14 protein-coding genes and 1 pseudogene are annotated in these 15,879 nt (G+C 63.9%); 6 read left to right on the top strand and 9 right to left on the bottom strand.

Going from position 1 to position 15,879, the window contains the following annotated elements:
* Nucleotides 1–335: 335 nt before the first annotated feature.
* Together A3E77_RS17210 and A3E77_RS17205 are read right to left on the bottom strand one after the other, a co-directional pair.
* On the bottom strand, nucleotides 336–815 hold the full coding sequence (locus A3E77_RS17210; RefSeq protein ID WP_293648156.1) for a hypothetical protein: 480 nt from the start codon (nucleotides 813–815) through the stop codon (nucleotides 336–338).
* Between the two features lie 222 nt (nucleotides 816–1,037).
* Entirely contained in the window at nucleotides 1,038–4,289 is a 3,252-nt protein-coding gene (locus A3E77_RS17205; RefSeq protein WP_293648154.1) for a TonB-dependent receptor domain-containing protein, read from the bottom strand.
* A gap of 292 nt (nucleotides 4,290–4,581) precedes the next feature.
* On the opposite strand from A3E77_RS17205, the gene A3E77_RS17200 reads away from it, so the two are divergent.
* Together A3E77_RS17200 and A3E77_RS17195 are read left to right on the top strand one after the other, a co-directional pair.
* Nucleotides 4,582–5,124, top strand: a complete 543-nt coding sequence (locus tag A3E77_RS17200) for an RNA polymerase sigma factor (RefSeq protein WP_293648152.1) — start codon at nucleotides 4,582–4,584, stop codon at nucleotides 5,122–5,124.
* Nucleotides 5,121–6,116 carry a FecR family protein gene (locus A3E77_RS17195; protein ID WP_293648150.1) on the top strand — a complete coding sequence of 332 codons (996 nt, stop codon included), beginning with the start codon at nucleotides 5,121–5,123 and terminating at the stop codon, nucleotides 6,114–6,116. Before A3E77_RS17200 ends, A3E77_RS17195 begins: the two co-directional genes overlap by 4 nt.
* A 14-nt stretch (nucleotides 6,117–6,130) precedes the next feature.
* On the opposite strand, the gene A3E77_RS17190 is transcribed toward A3E77_RS17195, so the two are convergent.
* The gene (locus tag A3E77_RS17190) at nucleotides 6,131–6,763 is read right to left on the bottom strand and encodes a TetR/AcrR family transcriptional regulator (RefSeq protein ID WP_293648148.1); all 633 of its coding nucleotides are present in this window, start codon (nucleotides 6,761–6,763) and stop codon (nucleotides 6,131–6,133) included.
* 174 nt (nucleotides 6,764–6,937) lie between these two features.
* On the opposite strand from A3E77_RS17190, the gene A3E77_RS17185 reads away from it, so the two are divergent.
* Both A3E77_RS17185 and A3E77_RS17180 read left to right on the top strand, forming a co-directional pair.
* Entirely contained in the window at nucleotides 6,938–7,795 is an 858-nt protein-coding gene (locus tag A3E77_RS17185) for a metal-dependent hydrolase (protein WP_293648145.1), read from the top strand.
* Nucleotides 7,792–8,214 (top strand): DUF2147 domain-containing protein, encoded by a 423-nt coding sequence (locus A3E77_RS17180; protein WP_293648142.1) that lies wholly within the window; start codon nucleotides 7,792–7,794, stop codon nucleotides 8,212–8,214. The genes A3E77_RS17185 and A3E77_RS17180 overlap by 4 nt, the downstream gene beginning before the upstream one ends.
* A 16-nt stretch (nucleotides 8,215–8,230) precedes the next feature.
* Here the strand turns inward: A3E77_RS17180 and A3E77_RS17175 are convergent.
* Nucleotides 8,231–8,451: pseudogene (locus A3E77_RS17175) on the bottom strand (IS5/IS1182 family transposase); the annotation flags it as partial.
* Between the two features lie 132 nt (nucleotides 8,452–8,583).
* Between A3E77_RS17175 and A3E77_RS17170 the strand changes: the two are divergent.
* A complete protein-coding gene (locus A3E77_RS17170) occupies nucleotides 8,584–8,844 on the top strand; it encodes a hypothetical protein (RefSeq protein ID WP_293648139.1) in 261 nt (86 codons plus the stop codon).
* A gap of 152 nt (nucleotides 8,845–8,996) precedes the next feature.
* Here A3E77_RS17170 and A3E77_RS17165 read toward each other — a convergent pair whose 3' ends face one another.
* Entirely contained in the window at nucleotides 8,997–9,695 is a 699-nt protein-coding gene (locus A3E77_RS17165; RefSeq protein WP_293648136.1) for a pirin family protein, read from the bottom strand.
* A 112-nt stretch (nucleotides 9,696–9,807) separates the two neighbouring features.
* Here A3E77_RS17165 and A3E77_RS17160 point away from each other — a divergent pair, with 112 nt between their 5' ends.
* Complete coding sequence (locus A3E77_RS17160; RefSeq protein ID WP_293648134.1) at nucleotides 9,808–10,737, top strand: LysR family transcriptional regulator; 930 nt, start codon at nucleotides 9,808–9,810, stop codon at nucleotides 10,735–10,737.
* Here the strand turns inward: A3E77_RS17160 and A3E77_RS17155 are convergent.
* From A3E77_RS17155 to A3E77_RS17140, 4 genes are read right to left on the bottom strand one after another with little or no spacing between them, the layout of a single operon-like run.
* Nucleotides 10,734–12,092: an alginate export family protein gene (locus tag A3E77_RS17155; RefSeq protein ID WP_293648131.1), complete on the bottom strand. Its 1,359-nt coding sequence runs from the start codon at nucleotides 12,090–12,092 to the stop codon at nucleotides 10,734–10,736. The two genes, A3E77_RS17160 and A3E77_RS17155, sit on opposite strands and share 4 nt — an antisense overlap.
* Nucleotides 12,092–13,630 (bottom strand): MFS transporter, encoded by a 1,539-nt coding sequence (locus A3E77_RS17150; protein ID WP_293648128.1) that lies wholly within the window; start codon nucleotides 13,628–13,630, stop codon nucleotides 12,092–12,094. Before A3E77_RS17150 ends, A3E77_RS17155 begins: the two co-directional genes overlap by 1 nt.
* Before the next feature lie 57 nt (nucleotides 13,631–13,687).
* The gene (locus A3E77_RS17145) at nucleotides 13,688–15,619 is read right to left on the bottom strand and encodes an amidohydrolase (RefSeq protein ID WP_293648125.1); all 1,932 of its coding nucleotides are present in this window, start codon (nucleotides 15,617–15,619) and stop codon (nucleotides 13,688–13,690) included.
* Complete coding sequence (locus A3E77_RS17140) at nucleotides 15,616–15,864, bottom strand: DUF1427 family protein (RefSeq protein WP_293648122.1); 249 nt, start codon at nucleotides 15,862–15,864, stop codon at nucleotides 15,616–15,618. Before A3E77_RS17140 ends, A3E77_RS17145 begins: the two co-directional genes overlap by 4 nt.
* Nucleotides 15,865–15,879: the final 15 nt, after the last annotated feature.

Here is a 15,879-nt window from a genome sequence, read left to right as displayed (position 1 = left end):
CGCCATCTGGCGACGGATTGACCGTCATTCGCTATGTGGTCCGATAACCATTTCCTCCATCCCGGCCCTGTTCGTGACCCGCCGTGTCGATGCTGTCCATCACCGGGCTATGATGACGGGGCGCCGTGGAGGGAGGGGTCGGCGCGCATCACAAGGTCGACGTCAACGATCGGCCGCGGGATCGGGAAAGGAACCGGACCAAAACAGCGAATGACGGGGCGCCGCTTCGCGAACGCTGTGCCCCGTCCATTCTCCGAATAAAAGCCATAACGCGTCGGATCGTGCCAACGACCGGAGAGCCGTCCGGCGCCCCGGTCGCGGCCGGAACGTCGGCGTTACAGATCGAGGTTGGGAATGTAGATGTCCGCCTGATGAACGGTGCAGGTGTCGTGCGTCGGATCGACTGGCGGCAGCGTCTTGTTGGTGATCGACAGGATCTTGTTGACGTTGTCCCAGTCGCCGCGGACGGTGCCATAGCATGGCTGGTTGGCGACCGTGTTGGCACCCATCGTCACGTCGATCTTCGTCGCGTCGCCCGACACGACGGCCGCCGACCAGGTGCCATAGGGCACCACCGCAATGCAAAGGAAATCACCCGGCGAAACGCTGCGCGAGGTGATCGAGATCGTGCTCGCGCTCACCGTTCCGCTCAGGCCCACGTCGCACGTCACGTTGACCGACTGCTCCAGGTTGGCGCTGCCGCTGCCCGATACCGAGCCGCTGCTGTCGACGGTTGAGAAGGATTGAGCGTGGGCAGCGATCGGCATGGCGAGCGCTACGGCGGTTCCCATCAGGGCCATTGCAAATGTCTTCATGGCACTTCCTCTTCCTGTGTCTGTGTTGCTTTGGAAAGGCCGGACGCCCTTCAAGGACTATGACGCCAAAGCCGCCAGGGAGGGGGGATGCTGCGCGCCGATATTCGACGAAATCGGGATGTTTTTCGGTTGGGGCCGCACGAACGGGGCGGACATGGGACAATGGAGGCCGCCGCCCGCCCCGGCACGGTGCGGCGGCCCCAGGAGAGGGCCCGATCTGCCCTAGAACCTCACCGTCGCGTTCAGCCCGACGATGCGCGGGTCGAGCGTGAAGATGTTCGTGCTGAGCCCCGTGTCGTCGCTGTTGGTGAAGGTGCCGGTGATCGGCGCCTTGTCGAACAGATTCTTGACATAGAGCTGGAGCGCGAAATCGCCTTCGCCGCGCGCCAGCGTCACCGCCAGATTGACATTGTCCCACGCGCGCAGCCGGTCATATTCGGTGTTGAACACACGGGCATAGCTTTTGCCCTGCCGGTAATAATCGCCGCGGAAGGTCAGCGTCCAATCGCCGCCTTCGAGGAACGCGGTATATTGCGCCCCGACGTTGAAGGTAAAATGCGGGGCGTTCGGCAGTTCGTTACCACTCAGATCGGCATAGAAACCCCGTCCGCCATTGGGCGCATCGGTCAGCGGATTATAGGTAACGCCCAGCAACTGGTCGAACCGAAACACAGGCTGCACGTTGGAAACCGCCGGATTGAACGTGCCCCAACGCGCCGACCCGGAGCATAGAGCCGACAACATGAGCGTCTTGAGGTCTTCATTGGCGCCGCCGAAGCCCAATATCCTTTCGACCAGGGCCGTGGGTGCGATGCAGTTGGACGGCACCTGAATCCATGGCCGCAGCAGCATCCAGTCGGGATTGTCCTGCGTCCGGTTCATCACGTCGATCGATTGCGCGCCCTTGCCGATCCGCGTGTCCAGCAAGCCCAGGGTCGCGTCCATCCGGAAATTGCGCGAAGGTCGCCACGCGGTTTCAAGTTCCAGACCCCAGGTCTTGGCGTCGAAATTCTCGTTCAGCGAGATGCGATCGACGATCTGCGAGATCTGATAATCCTGATACATATTGTAAAACGCCGCCGCGCTCAGCGTGAACCGACCGCCGGCAAAGCTGTTCTTTGTCCCGATCTCGAACGCTGTGACATATTCGGGTTTGAACGTTTCGGGCAGCGCCTGATACTGGACCACGGTCGGATTGATATCGGCGCGCGGTGGGTTGGCGCCGCCGCCCTTGTATCCGCGGGACGCCGACGCATAGACGAGCGTATCGTCGGTGAAGGAAAGTCGCGGCTTCCAGTCGATGACCGCGCGCCCGGTTACCGCGTTCCATTTCTGCTTTATGTCGGGAAATTCGCGGAAACCGCGGTTGATGTAACCGCCGGTGCCCGACCCACCGCGGGTCGGGTCATTTTCACTGGCGCCCAGCAGCAACTGGCTGGGCACCGGCGTCGCCGTCTTTTCATCGCGGGTATAGCGCAGACCAAGCGTCAGCTTCAAATCGTCGGCCGCTTGCCAATAAAGCTCTCCGAACACCGCCTTGGATTTGGTTCGTACCGGATTCTTGCTGCGGAAATAATTGTGCCCATCCTCGGGCCCCTCGCCGATCGGATTGGGATCGACCCACACACATTCGCGGGCCGTCACCGTCCCGACGCCGCAATTACGGGTTTCGCCGGTCGTGCCGACACGGTTGTAGAAATATTCGCCGATCAGCGAAAAGAGATTGTTGTATACGAAATAATCGTCCTGCGATTTGAAATCGAGGTAATTGGCGCCGATGTTGAAATTGAACGGCCCATCCGACGCCGATTGAAGGCGAATTTCCTGCGTCCATTGGCGATTGCGCGAACGGCTGAGGTCGACCGCGAGGATGCGGTCGGACGGACCCAGCTGCGGGTCGGTGTAAATCCCGCCGGGCGTCGGCCCCGCCCCGACGACGGGCCGGGGCACGCCGAACGAGTTTTGCACCAATCCGGTCGAACTGTTGAAAACAGGAGCCGATACGAAGCGGTTGTAATCCTGCGACGAATAATAGCGGTCATGCGCATAGGCGCTCTGCGACACGAGCGTCAGATTGTCGCCCAGCCCCAATTCCATGTTGAACTGGAACACGTCGTTGTTCGCGCGAAAGACGGGATCATAGGCGGTCTCGATCTCGCGCAGGTCGCGCGACTGCACGACATTGCCGAACGGGTCGAAATTGCGCGTGATCGGAAAGACCGGCCGCCGGGGCATGGTCGACGGATTGAATCCCATCTGCATGTTGACCTGGGGAAACAGCACAAAGGCGAGGGCTTTGGCGTTGGGCGCGCCGAAAGCCGCATCGTCATACAGCGAGGCCGATTGGCATCCCTGGCTGAACCGCGCCTGCAGGAATTCGGGGACGGCGACGTCGCCCACCTGCGTCACGCCCGGATCGCGGGTGCATAATTGTTTGCCCGTGCGCGATCGGTTGTCGTCCTCCTCGAAATGCTGCCAGATGGCGTTGACCTTGAATCGGTCACTGGGTTCCCACTGGATCGAGGCGCGCGTCGACCAGAGGTCGCGACCGTTCACCCGCTGCTGGGTAAAGCTGTTATAATCAAATCCGTCGCGCTTCGTCATCGCGCCGGCAACGCGCACCGCCAATGTGCTGGTGATCGGGACATTGAGCATGCCCGACAGCCGCCGCGTCTCGAAGCTGCCGACCTCGCCCTTGATTTCACCCTCGAAGCGGTCGCTCGGCAGCGCCGGGATCACGTTGACCACCCCCGCGGTCGCGTTGCGGCCATAAAGCGTTCCCTGCGGACCGCGCAGCACCTCGACCCGTTCAAGGTCGAAAAACTCCGCCTCGAACAGGCGGTTGCGGATCAGCGGCGTGTTGTTGAAGCTGACCGCGACCGCCGGGTCGTTTGACGCTGAAATCGCCTTTGTGCCGATCCCGCGGATCGTGAAGTCATAGCCGCTGAAATTGCTTTTCGTGAAATTGACGTTGGGAACACCGCGCACCAGTTCGGCGCCGCCTTCGATCTTCTTTTCGTCGAGCGCGCGCGGCGTAAAGGCCGACATGGCGATCGGGACGTCATTGATTTTTTCTTCGCGCTTCTGCGCCGTCACGACGATTTCGGTGTCGTCCACCGTTTCCGCGCTGGCGGTCGGCGGGTTGGAGTTTCCCACGGGTTGCAGGACGAAAATATTGCCCTCGCGGCGATAGCTCAGTCCCGTCCCGCGCAAAAGCGTTCGCAGCGCGGTCTCCGGGTCGGAACGCAGGGCGAAACCCGCGCTCTGCTTGCCATGGACGATCAGCCCGTCGGCCATGATCGTCATTCCGCTTTGCAGTCCAAAATCGCGCAGCGCGCGGGCCAGCGACTGCGGCGGGATCTGATATTTAACGTTGGCATCGCGCGCCAGCGCCGGCGCGGTCGCAAGGGCCAGGCTGCCGATCGCGACGCCCCCCAGAAAAAGCTTACGCAAATCGGATGCCCAAAGGCGCATGTCCCCTCTCCCTGTCCATCTATTCGCCGGGGTTATCCCCGTTTCTCGACGCCCTGACCGAGCGCAACCTTGTAGACGCGTCGCATCTGGAATCAGGGGGATAGGATATAAATTTTTACCGATGTTAATGTTAATTTGCTGCACGTGCGAAATATTTGTCGTCCGCCGGGCTTTGCCGTCCCCCCTGCCGGCTGTTTCGCGCGTCTGCCAGTGGAGCCTCATTCATAAAGCGAGGACGCGACGGGTTCGGGGATGCTGCCACGATGAAACCAGTATTTTGGAGTCAATGGTCATGCCCGCGCTTTCGGGATATGTCGTGACGATGCCGCAGCCGCACCAGGACCGCGATCTGGAAACATGGATGACGGCCTATGGCCCGGCGCTGCGCCGCTTCTTTCGACGCCGCGTTCAGGAAGCCGACGTCGACGATCTGGTGCAGGACGTATTCCTGCGGTTGCAAACCGCGCATTTCGGTGCCCCGATCGACAATGTCGAACGTTACCTGTTTGCGACCGCGCGCAACGTGCTGATCAGCCGGTATCGCAAACTGGCCTCGCGAACGGCGATGCTGGAGGATGAATGGAAGGACGGCATCGACGTCGCCGACCAGCTGTCGCCCGAACGCATCGCGATCGGCCAACAGGAATATCGGCGCGTCATCAACGCGATCCTCGGCTTGCCGCCGCGGGTGCGCGAGGCGTTTGAACTGCACCGTTTTGAAAATCTGACCTATCAGGCGATCGCACACCGCATGGGAATATCCAAGGAATCCGTAAAAGAACTCATGCACCGTGCACTGGTCCGGCTTGCCGAGCAGATGGAGGACGGCCGATGACCGCCGCCCCTTCCGGCCGTGACACGCTCCGTGCGGAAGCCGCGCAGTGGTTCAACCTGCGACTGTCGGGCGACATGACCGTCGAGGATGATCGTGGCTTTCGCGAATGGCTTGGACGGTCCGATGCCCATCGCGAGGCGTATAACCAGATCGACTGGGCGTGGATCGTCGCCGGCACGGCGGCGGGGGACCCCGCGCTGGCCGCGCGTCCCGCACCCGACGAACCGGTGACGGCACCCCCCGCGCCGCGCGGAAGGCTGCTGGCGCTGGCGGCATCGCTGTTGCTGATGGTAGCCGTCGGCTGGGCGGTCGCGCCGAGCGTGTGGCCCGGCTCCGGCATCGAGCGGCAGCAACAGGCGTTCCAGACGCGGACCGGCCAGCGGACGAGCGTGACGCTGTCCGACGGGTCGACGGTGACGCTCGATTCCGAAACAACGATGCGATTTCGTGATACGCCCGACGAACGGCTCGTCGAGTTGGTCGGCGGACGCGCGTTTTTCCGCGTCGCGCGCGATCCGGCACGCCCGTTCATCGTCAGCGCCGGCGGCAAACGGGTGCGCGCGGTCGGCACCGCCTTTGAAGTCCGCATGGAAAACGGCACTGTCGCCGTCATCCTGACCGAAGGGAAAGTCCGCGTCGATGAAGGCACCACGGGTTCGGGCAACAGCACCGACATGGAGCCCGGCCGTCAGCTGGTGATCGGCGCCGATCGCAATTGGACATTGACCCGCGTCGATGTCCACAAGGAGACCAGCTGGACCGAAGGCCGGCTGATCTTCATGCACGATCCGCTGTCGCGCGCCATCGACGACATGAATCGCTATTCGACAAAGAAGCTGGTTTTTGAAGGACAACGCGTTCCGGACCGCGAGATCGTCGGAGTGTTCCAGGCCGGCGACGTCGATGGCTTCGTCAAGGCGCTCGAACTCAACGGCATCGCCCGCCCCGTTTCGACGACGAGCGAAGAGATTGTGTTGGCCGCCAATCCCTAGAGTCTGACCCTAGCCTAGTCCGATCCCGGCGGCGGGACGAGTCCCGACGGCACCAGGAAAAGCGGCAGGATGTGGGCTACAAGGTCGCGCATCGCGTCGTCGCCCTGGTCGAGCATCGCGCGCAGATGCGGCCCGATGACTGCATCCCCAAATGCGCAAACCGCCATCATCATCACCACCGCGCGCACGCGTTCGGGTGCCGCCTCCAGTTGCGATCGGGCGACCAAGGCATCGACAAGTTCGCGCACCGCCTTGCGCACCGGATCAAGCTGGCCGACGTCGCCCGACAGGACGATCCACGCCGCGAGTTGCCCCGCCCCGCCCTTGCCGAACGCATCGAACACCCGGTCAGCCACCGTCCGCGGCGCCGCCGTATCGGTGCGCAACAGGTCAACCACATCGTCGAGCGCCGTCGTCAGATCGGCGATCATCGACCCCATCAGGCTCGATTGCAGCGCCGCCGCCGATCCAAAATGGTGGAGGACATTGGCGTGCGACATGCCGATTTCCTCGCCAATATTGGCGAGCGTCACCGCTCCGGGGCCGCGATCCAGTAACAGCCGCCGGGCCGCGGCGAGTCCCTCCTCGCGAACCTCGGCGCCCGATCGGTTGCGACGCTTTTCGCGCGGGCGCGCTGGCTTGTACATTCGGCTCATCCTTTTGCCCCCACCGGCCGGTCCAGCGGCGGGTCTTAGCGCATCGCGCGCGATTGTCACAACCTTGCCCCGGTGACGCCCAAAAGAGCCGCATTCCCGGCATTGTGTTTCAAGGCATCTTCATTTATATACATTGATGTCAATGTTGATTCGTGGAGACCTCTTATGCCTTCGCCGACGCAAACCCCCGACAATCTCAAGATCGAAAAGCGCGACCTGAAATTCGGTCGAGAGGCCCCCCCGCCGCGTTGGTGGCATGGCGGCGACCCCGGACGCACAGCCTTTTTCAACGCTCTCTCCTCGACCTTTCCCGTCGGCGAAAAATTCTTCATGACTGCGGTGCGCCATTATCGGAGCGGCACGTCTGAACCCTTGCGCAGCCAGATCGATGATTTTCTCTATCAGGAATCGATGCATTCGCGCGAGCATGTGGTGTTCAACCGCCAGGCCGAGGATGTCGGGTTCGACATTGCGCCGCTGGAGGACCGCGCCCGCCGAACGATCGCCTGGGTAAAACGCCGCCCCCCGCTTCAGCAGCTAGCCGCGACCTGCGCGCTCGAACATTTCACCGCGACATTGGCGCACGACGCGCTCGCCAACCCGCATCATCTGGGCGGGGCCAGCGAGGAAGCAGGCCGCCTGTGGCGATGGCATGCGATCGAGGAAATCGAGCATAAGGCCGTGGCGTTCGACACCTATCTTCACGCCGCCCGCAACCTGTCGCCTTTCCGCCGCTGGCTGAAACGCAGCGTCGTGATGTGCGTGACGACGATCCGTTTCCATTATGTGATCTTTCGCAACACCGCCGACCTGTTGCGCCAGGACGGGCGCAACAACGTCCGGACGTGGCGCGCGCTGCTCGGCTATCTTTACGGACGCGACGGGCTGATGCGCCATCTGCTTTTCGGGGTGTTCGCCTATATGCGGCCGGGGTTTCACCCATGGCATCTCGACGACCGCGGATTGCTCGCCCAAGCACTGGCACTGTTGAACGCAGGCGAAACGAAGGAGCAGGCGGCATGACGCGCACAGCTTTTCTTCTGGTTGCCGCGCTGGCGACAACGATCTCGACCCCCGCAGCCGCGTCCGGGATCGCAGGCATCTGGTCGACCGGGAGCGAAGGCGGCCGCGTCGAAATCTATCGCTGCGGCGCTGCATTTTGCGGCAAGATCGTCGATGCGCGGCGGCTGCGCGGTAATCCTGACTTGCGCGACGTCCGCAATTCGGATCCCAAGTTGCGCCAGCGCCGGATCAAGGGACTGGTGGTCCTGAACGGCTTCAAGGGAGGCCCTCGATCATGGGAGGGCGGTCCGGTCTATGACCCGGAATCCGGCGACGGCGCGCCGCGCGGCCGATTGAAGCTGCTTCCCGACGGCAAGCTGGAACTCAAAGGGTGCGTGGCGTTTTTCTGCCGAACCAAGATCTGGTCGAAGATCGGCTAGGGTCAGGACTCATTGATCAGGTCCAGAAGATGACGGTTGCGGCGAGAGCCACGGCAGAGAAGAAGGCCTTCCGTAACGCGTCGCGACGAGTCTCCAGTACTTCAGGCGGCCGAACATGATCTCGATGCGGTTGTGGCGTTTGTAGCGGCGCTTGTCATATTTGACGGTCTTGATCCGTATTTTCCGGCCCGGGATGCAGGGCGTGATGCCCTTTTCCTGCAAGGCGTCGCGGAACCAGACGGATCGCCTCCCGGCGGAAGCACGCGTGCCCCTGCGCGCCTCATGATATTGGGCACCGAAGAGCCCGATGATGCCGCGTCGGTCGAACCCGACGTTTCCAAGGTTGTGACGATCGCTCCCGGTCAAACGTTGAATGTCTCAATCCCGGTAAACGATGCTAGAAACTTTGGTCTGAGCTTCACGGCGGCTGGCACGGTGTCAGCAACGCTGATCGATGATAAAGGCACGGTGGTGGGCACCAACCTGACCGACAAGCCCGAAGCAAGCCATATCGTCCGATCGATCTTCGTCGATCGGGCCATCACAAAGGGCATTTGGACCGTGCGGCTCCAAAGCAAGGATCGCGCTGACCGCGAGATCATCCTATCGACCTGGTCGAACGCCAACTAGTGGAGCGTGGCTAAGGCTGGCCGATTGGAAACCGTTTTCCTGAAGGAAACAGGCAGAAGCAGCCAGACGCGGCGTTCCCCGACGCAAATCGAAAACTACACTAAGCGATGACGTGATGGAGCGCCGCCGGTCGGGCGGCGCTCCGGTCCGTGTCAGGCCGCGTCGACGAGGACGATTTCGCTGTCCTCGATCGCGGTCACCCGCAGCACGTCGATGTCGCTGATCGCGGCGCCGTCGCGGGCGTTCACCCGGACGTCGTCGATCTGCACCGCACCCTTGGCCGGGACGAGATAGGCCTTGCGGTCCTTGCCCAGCGGATATTCGGCGGTTTCGCCTGCGCGCAGCGTTGCGCCAACCACACGGGCATCGGTACGGATCGGCAGCGCGTCATTGTCATTGTCGTAACCCGAGGCCAGCGTCACGAACTTGCCCGACCGCTCGCCCTTGGGAAAGGGCTTCGCGCCCCATTGCGGCGCCTCGCCGTCACGGGTCGGAATGATCCAGATCTGGAAAATCTTGGTCGTGACGTCCTCCAGATTATATTCCGAATGGCGGATGCCGGTGCCCGCGCTCATCACCTGCACGTCGCCCGCCTCGGTGCGGCCCTTGTTGCCGAGATTATCCTGATGGGTGATCGCGCCTTCCCGAACATAGGTGATGATTTCCATGTCGCGGTGCGGATGCGGGGGAAAGCCGGTCTGCGGCTGGATCGTGTCGTCGTTCCACACGCGCAAATTGCCCCAGCTGGTACGGGCGGGATCGTGATAGCCCGCAAACGAGAAATGATGCTTGGCGTCGAGCCAGCCGTGGTTGGCGCCGCCGAGGGTATCGAAAGGACGAAGTTCGATCATGACAATTCTCCGTGGCGACCCGGGATCGGGCGCCGTTGGGGAGGATTTAGAGATTGCGACCCCGTGGTTTCAGTGGGATAAAATGCACCGAAACGTTCGAGGAAATGGAAAAGTGAGTAATCCGGGTACGCCGACGCTGGACCAGCTTCGGATTTTTCTCGCCATCGTCGATACCGGCAGTTTCGCCGCGGCGGGGCGCCAGCTCAATCGCGCCGTGTCGGTGATCAGCTATGGCATTTCCAATCTCGAAGCCCAGCTCGGGCTGACGCTCTTTATACGCGAAGGGACGCGCAAGCCCCAGCTCACCGTCGCAGGCCGCGCGCTTTTGTCAGAGGCACGCGCGATCTCGGTCGGCATCGACGGGCTGCGCGCCAAGGTGAAGGGCATGCTCGACGGGCTGGAGGCCGAAGTCGATCTTGCGGTCGACGTGATGTTGCCGTCGGAACGGCTGGGCAAGGTGCTGCGCGCCTTCGCCGCCGAATATCCCACGGTGCAGCTTCGGCTGCATGTCGAGGCGTTGGGCGCGATCACCGCGATGGTGCTCGACCGCAAAGCGATCCTTGGAATATCGGGACCGCTCGCGGCCGGGGTCGAGGGGGTCGAATGCGTCGCGACGGGATCGATCGCGATGGTGCCGGTCGCTGCGCCCGACCATCCGCTCGGCCGGATGGACCGCATTCCGCCAGGGGCCGGGCGCGATTATACGCAGCTCGTCCTCACCGACCGTTCGCGCTTTACCGAGGGACGCGACTATTCGGTGATGAGCCCCAAGACGTGGCGGCTTGCCGACCTCGGCGCCAAACATGCGTTGCTGCGCGAAGGGATCGGCTGGGGCAATATGCCGCTGCCGATGATCGAGCCCGACCTTGTCGCGGGGACGCTGGTGCAGCTCGCAATGCCCGACCATCCGGGCGGCACCTATCGTTTTGCCGGCGTTTGGCGCCGTGACACGCCGCCGGGGCCGGCGGCGTCTTGGCTGCTCGAACAATTTGTCGCGCTCGGCGAGAATGACGCCGAGCTGGCCGGCATGATCGATCTTTAAAGCTTCAACATCGCTTCGGCGCCCACCATATGGATCGTGCGCGCTGGCCCAGTGTCACGAATGAAGGCGCCGGGACGGAATGCCGAAAGAGAAGCGGCGAACGACAGCCATGCGCCCGCCTGCCAGTCCGCCGAAATCTCGACCTGGTCGCCGATGTGGCGCGCCGCGCTGCCGCTTGCGGGACGGATCAGCCCGCCGGGAAGGTCGTAAATGCCGTCACCACGGCTTTCGCGCCAGAAGCGCGCGGCAGCCAGTTCGACCGTCACGCCCCTGCCGAGATTGAAATCGACGCTGGGATGGACGTTGACGATGTTACGAGGGCCGATTGGCGACAGTTCGCCGAAATATTTGCCCTTGGGAAAAAGGGCGTTGAAGGTGCCGAGCCGATGGTCGGCGGGATCGTCGTCGCCGCTCGCGATATTGGCGCGCAGCCGCAGCCGCGGTTCGAGCGGCGCGCCGGAAAAGCGCCAGCCGGTCTCGGTCGCGAGCGACCAGGCGCGGACCGGAACGCCGGCGAAATCGCCGCGCTGGAGCATCGCTTCCCAATTCCAGCCAAGATTGCCGCGCTGGCCGAAGACACGGAGGCCGAAGGTGTCCCGTGTCTCGCGGCCAACACGACCGGCAAAGCGGGCCGCCTCATTCTCATAGCCGAGCCAATAAGCGTCAATGCCGAGGTCGCTGGCGGGTGCAACTGTCGCGTAGACGCCGTCCAGTTGCCGCTCCTTGGAGGTTTTGTCATCGAAATCGCCGCCTGCCACCGCGACGGGCCGCAAATGGAATGCGTCTATACGGATCGGCCCGTGATCGACGATCGCACGGACACCGTCGAACGCTTGCGGAATGTTCGGACCATAGCGGATTCCGACGAGCCGTTCCGAGCCCAGCGCAACGAGTTCGCGCCCGCCGCGCACCGTCAGCGTGCCGCTGTCGCCCAGCGGCAGTCGTATGTCGGCAAAGCCCTGGAGCAAGTCGATCCCGCTTTCGTCCGCCGGCCCCTCTCCCGCGCCGACGCCGCGCGCATAGCCTGCGATACCCTGCACAAAGACGCGCGCCGCGCCAGCGTGAAGGTCGGCGTGCGGCATGACGCGAAGCCAGAGATAAGCATCGTCGGGAGCAGGCGGATCGCCCCACAGATTGTCGTCGAACCCCTCGAACCGCCCCCGCGCCTCGCCGCCCAGCGTCAGATAGGCCGCGCCGTCATCGGTCAGCGGGAGATATTTCGCCGCGCGCCACCCCTCGCCCGGCGCATCCGAAAGAAGAGACCAGTCTTCGTCGTAACGGAGATTGGTCTGCTGCACCTCCTGCGCCCACGCCGCGAAAGGAAGCAGCGCGGCGAGGAGAGCGAACGCGCGCATCAGTGGCGCGTGACGAAGTGACGCACAATCGGCGCCGTGTCGCCGAGCTGGAAAGCGCGCATTGCCTCCTGCTGCACCCGGTCGGCATTGGTCACGCGGTCGTGCTGGCGCAGATGTTCGAGCCAGCTTTCGACAGTGAAGCTTTCGATCACCGTCCCCGGTTTGGCGGTATCCTCGTAAAGGCCCCAGTGGATCGCGCCGTCGCGGCGGCGGATACGCTGCATCGTCTGCATTTCGTTGAAAAATGCGGGCACCCGCGCCGGATCGATGCGATATTCGATCGTCACCAGCACCGGGCCGCTGTCATGCTCGACCGGCCCATCGACGATCGGCGTCGGCCAGTGGGCCGAGGGCGCGAGGTCGAGCGTGCTCGCCTTGTCGAACGGGAAGCGCCAGGCCAGCGCCAACCCGGCGACGGCCAGCAGCGCCGCCGCGACGAGCAGGGTTGAGGGCACTCCGATACGCGAGGCAACCGATCCCCAGAGCGCCGATCCCGCCGCCATCGAGCCTTGAAAGACAAGCAGGTAGATGGCGAGCGCGCGCGCCTTGACCCAGCCGGGCGAGGTCGCCTGCGCGCCGCCGTTGAGCGAGGCCATCATGGCGATCCACGCCAGACCGGCGACGAACAGCGCTGCCGACGCGGTCCAAAAGCCACTGACCAGCGCCAGGGCGGCCATCGCCGCGGCGAGCAGGACCGAAGCGGCCAAGGTGATGGCATTTGTGCCCATCCGCCCGCGCAGCTTCGGCATCAGCATTGCGCCGCCGATCGCGCCAAGGCCCATGAAGGTCAGCAGCCCGCCGTAACCGGCGGGGCCAAGCCCCAGGTCGCGCCGCGCAATGATCGGCAGCAGCGCCCACAGTCCGCTGGCAAAAACGAAGAAGCCGACCGAGCGGATCAGCACGACCTGCAATTCGGGCGCACGCATCGCATAGCGCAGCCCCGCGCGCATCGCGCCAATCATATGTTCGGCGGGCAGGTGGCGGCCGGGGGCCGCGCGGCGCCAGCGAAACAGGACGATGATCACCCCGACGACCGACAGGGCGTTGACCGCAAAGACCGCGGCGGGACCCGAAGCAGCGATGATGACGCCGCCCAGCGCCGGGCCGATCGCACGGGCGATATTGACCCCGAGCGAGTTGAGCGCGACCGCCTGTTGCAGCGCCTGCTTATCGACCAGTTCGGGAACGATCGCCTGGAAGGCGGGCGCCGAAAAGGCGGCCCCCACCGCGATCAGCGCCGTGAAGACCAGCAGCACCCAGGCGGTGGTCAAGCCCGACAGCGTGATGGCGGCGAGCCCGGCTGCCCCGACCAGCCCGAACAGCTGCGCGCCGATCAGCAGGCGGCGGCGATCGACGATGTCGGCGAGCGCCCCGGCGGGCAGCGCGAGCGCGAACATCGGAAAGGTCGTCGCGGCCTGCACCAGCGCGACCATCAGCGGGTCGGGCGACAGCGAGGTCATCAGCCAGCCCGCCCCGACATCGTGCATCCAGGTGCCGATGTTCGACACGATCGTGGCGATCCACAGTGCGCGGAACATCGGGCTGGCGAGCGGGCCCTCGCTTGTCCCCGCTGAGGATGCGACGGACTTCATTGCTCAGACCGCCCAGCAGCCACAGCCGAAAGCGCCCCAGAAGCTCTGGACATCGGCGGCGGGGACATTGGCGCCGAGTGCGGCGGCATGGTCGTGGCCGTGGACGTTGCAGGCGCTGGCGCAGCCACAGGCGGCCGCCATCTTCTGCGCGCCTTCGGGGCGCCGATAATGGCCGCCGAAGGTGGCAACGGGCGACCAGTCGGGCATCGGCTTGGGCAGCGCGGGGGCGATGGACCCATAGTCGCCCTCGCCATGCACGACCTTGCCCCCGAGGATGGTCAGCACCGCGCGCAGGTGGACGATCTCGCTTTCGACGACGCCGAAATAATCGTCCGACAGCAACGCCAGATCGGCCAGCTGGCCGGCCTTGATCTGCCCCTTCTTGCCGACCTCGTTCGAGAACCATGTGCTCTTTTCGGTCCACAGGCGCAGCGCGGTTTCGCGGTCGAGGCGGTTGCGGACGGGATAGAGCGTCGTGCCGCCGAGCGTCCTGCCCGTGACGAGCCAGGACAGCGAGACCCAGGGATTGTAGCTCGCGACACGCGTCGCGTCGGTACCGGCACCAACGGGCAGGCCGGCTTCCATCATCCGCTTGATCGGCGGGGTCGCCTCGGCTGCCTTGGCGCCATAGCGTTCAACGAAATATTCGCCCTGGAACATCATACGGTGCTGGACCGCGATGCCACCGCCCAATGCGGCGATCCGGTCGATATTGCGCTCACTGATCGTCTCGGCATGGTCGAAAAACCAGTTGAGGCCCGAGAGCGGTATGTCCCTGTCGACCTTCTCGAACACGTCGAGCGCGCGGCTGATCGTCTGGTCATAGGTGGCGTGCAGCCGCCACGGCCATTTGCGTTCCGCGAGCAGGCGCACGACAGGTTCAAGATCGGCTTCCATGCTCGGCGGCATGTCGGGACGCTCGACGCGGAAATCCTCGAAATCGGCGGCCGAATAGACGAGCATCTCGCCCGCGCCATTGTGACGATAGCTGTCGTCGCCATCGCCGGGCTTGACCTGCGTCGACCAGGTCGCGAAGTCCTTCAGCTCCTCCTTGGGCTTTTGCGTGAACAGATTATACGCGATGCGCAGCGTCAGCTCGCCGTCCTTGTGGAGCTTTTCGATGATCTGATAATCGTCGGGATAATTTTGGAAGCCGCCGCCGGCGTCGATGACGCTGGTTACGCCGAGCGAATTGAGTTCGCGCATGAAATGCTTCGTCGAATTGACCTGATAGTCTTCGGGCAGCTTCGGTCCCTTGGCGAGCGTCGCATAGAGAATCACGGCGTTGGGCTGCGCGAGCAGCAGGCCGGTCGGATTGCCCGCGGCATCGCGGACGATCTCGCCGCCGGGCGGGTTCGGCGTGTCCTTGGTATAGCCCACCGCGCGCAGCGCGGCGGCATTGAGCAGCGCGCGGTCGTAGAGGTGGAGAATGAACACCGGCGTTTCAGGCGCAGCAGCGTTGATTTCGTCCAAAGTCGGCAGGCGCTTTTCGGCAAACTGATGCTCGGTAAAGCCGCCGACGACGCGCACCCATTGCGGCGGCGGCGTGTTCTGCGCCTGTTCCTTGAGCATCGCCATCGCGTCGGCCAAGCTCGGCACGCCGTCCCAGCGCAGCTCCATATTATAGTTGAGCCCGCCGCGGATGACGTGAATGTGGCTGTCGATCAACCCGGGGATCAGGCGCCGACCCTTCGCGTCGACGATGGTGGCATCGGGCCCCGCGGCGGCGCGGACCGCCTGCTCGCTGCCGACGCTCAGGAATTTGCCGTCGCGGATCGCGACCGCCTGCGCTTCGGGATTGGCCTTGTCGAGCGTGGTCACCTTGGCGTTGACGATGACGAGGTCAGGCTGGGTCATGGCAAAGCTCTCCGAAGCGGTAAGAAGGGCTGTGGTGGCGGCGCCGGCGAGCGCCTGGCGGCGGCTGATCGGGTTCATGCGTCGCGCTCCTTATGGACGGAGCGAGTGCCGAGCACCTGGCTGGCACAATCTTCGCGGACAAAGCGGACGAGTTCCGGGCGATCGGCGATACGCTTGACGATCGGTACCAGCTGTTCGCCGAGAAGAATGCCTGCCAGTCCGACGAGCGCGACAATCGGCGGGGCGGGAGAACGGACCCCGAGCAGGCTGTAGACGACGCCAACCAGCAGTCCGGCGCCCAGCGACACAAGGTAGATTTTCATTGATCCGTCCTCCCG

The sequence above is a fragment of the Sphingopyxis sp. RIFCSPHIGHO2_12_FULL_65_19 genome, from assembly GCF_001830555.1.
GTDB lineage: Bacteria > Pseudomonadota > Alphaproteobacteria > Sphingomonadales > Sphingomonadaceae > Sphingopyxis.
The sequence above is the reverse complement of the archived record's forward strand: the minus strand, read 5'-3'. Positions and strand labels throughout refer to the sequence as shown.

Coding starts and splice junctions, on each gene's coding strand:
- A3E77_RS17155 (WP_293648131.1), bottom strand. CDS start 12,092: ATGCGCGCGTTCGCTCTCCTCGCCGCGCTGCTTCCTTTCGCGGCGTGG.
- A3E77_RS17140 (WP_293648122.1), bottom strand. CDS start 15,864: ATGAAAATCTACCTTGTGTCGCTGGGCGCCGGACTGCTGGTTGGCGTC.
- A3E77_RS17185 (WP_293648145.1), top strand. CDS start 6,938: ATGCCTTCGCCGACGCAAACCCCCGACAATCTCAAGATCGAAAAGCGC.
- A3E77_RS17150 (WP_293648128.1), bottom strand. CDS start 13,630: ATGTTCCGCGCACTGTGGATCGCCACGATCGTGTCGAACATCGGCACC.
- A3E77_RS17180 (WP_293648142.1), top strand. CDS start 7,792: ATGACGCGCACAGCTTTTCTTCTGGTTGCCGCGCTGGCGACAACGATC.
- A3E77_RS17145 (WP_293648125.1), bottom strand. CDS start 15,619: ATGAACCCGATCAGCCGCCGCCAGGCGCTCGCCGGCGCCGCCACCACA.
- A3E77_RS17205 (WP_293648154.1), bottom strand. CDS start 4,289: ATGCGCCTTTGGGCATCCGATTTGCGTAAGCTTTTTCTGGGGGGCGTC.
- A3E77_RS17165 (WP_293648136.1), bottom strand. CDS start 9,695: ATGATCGAACTTCGTCCTTTCGATACCCTCGGCGGCGCCAACCACGGC.
- A3E77_RS17210 (WP_293648156.1), bottom strand. CDS start 815: ATGAAGACATTTGCAATGGCCCTGATGGGAACCGCCGTAGCGCTCGCC.
- A3E77_RS17200 (WP_293648152.1), top strand. CDS start 4,582: ATGCCCGCGCTTTCGGGATATGTCGTGACGATGCCGCAGCCGCACCAG.
- A3E77_RS17190 (WP_293648148.1), bottom strand. CDS start 6,763: ATGTACAAGCCAGCGCGCCCGCGCGAAAAGCGTCGCAACCGATCGGGC.
- A3E77_RS17195 (WP_293648150.1), top strand. CDS start 5,121: ATGACCGCCGCCCCTTCCGGCCGTGACACGCTCCGTGCGGAAGCCGCG.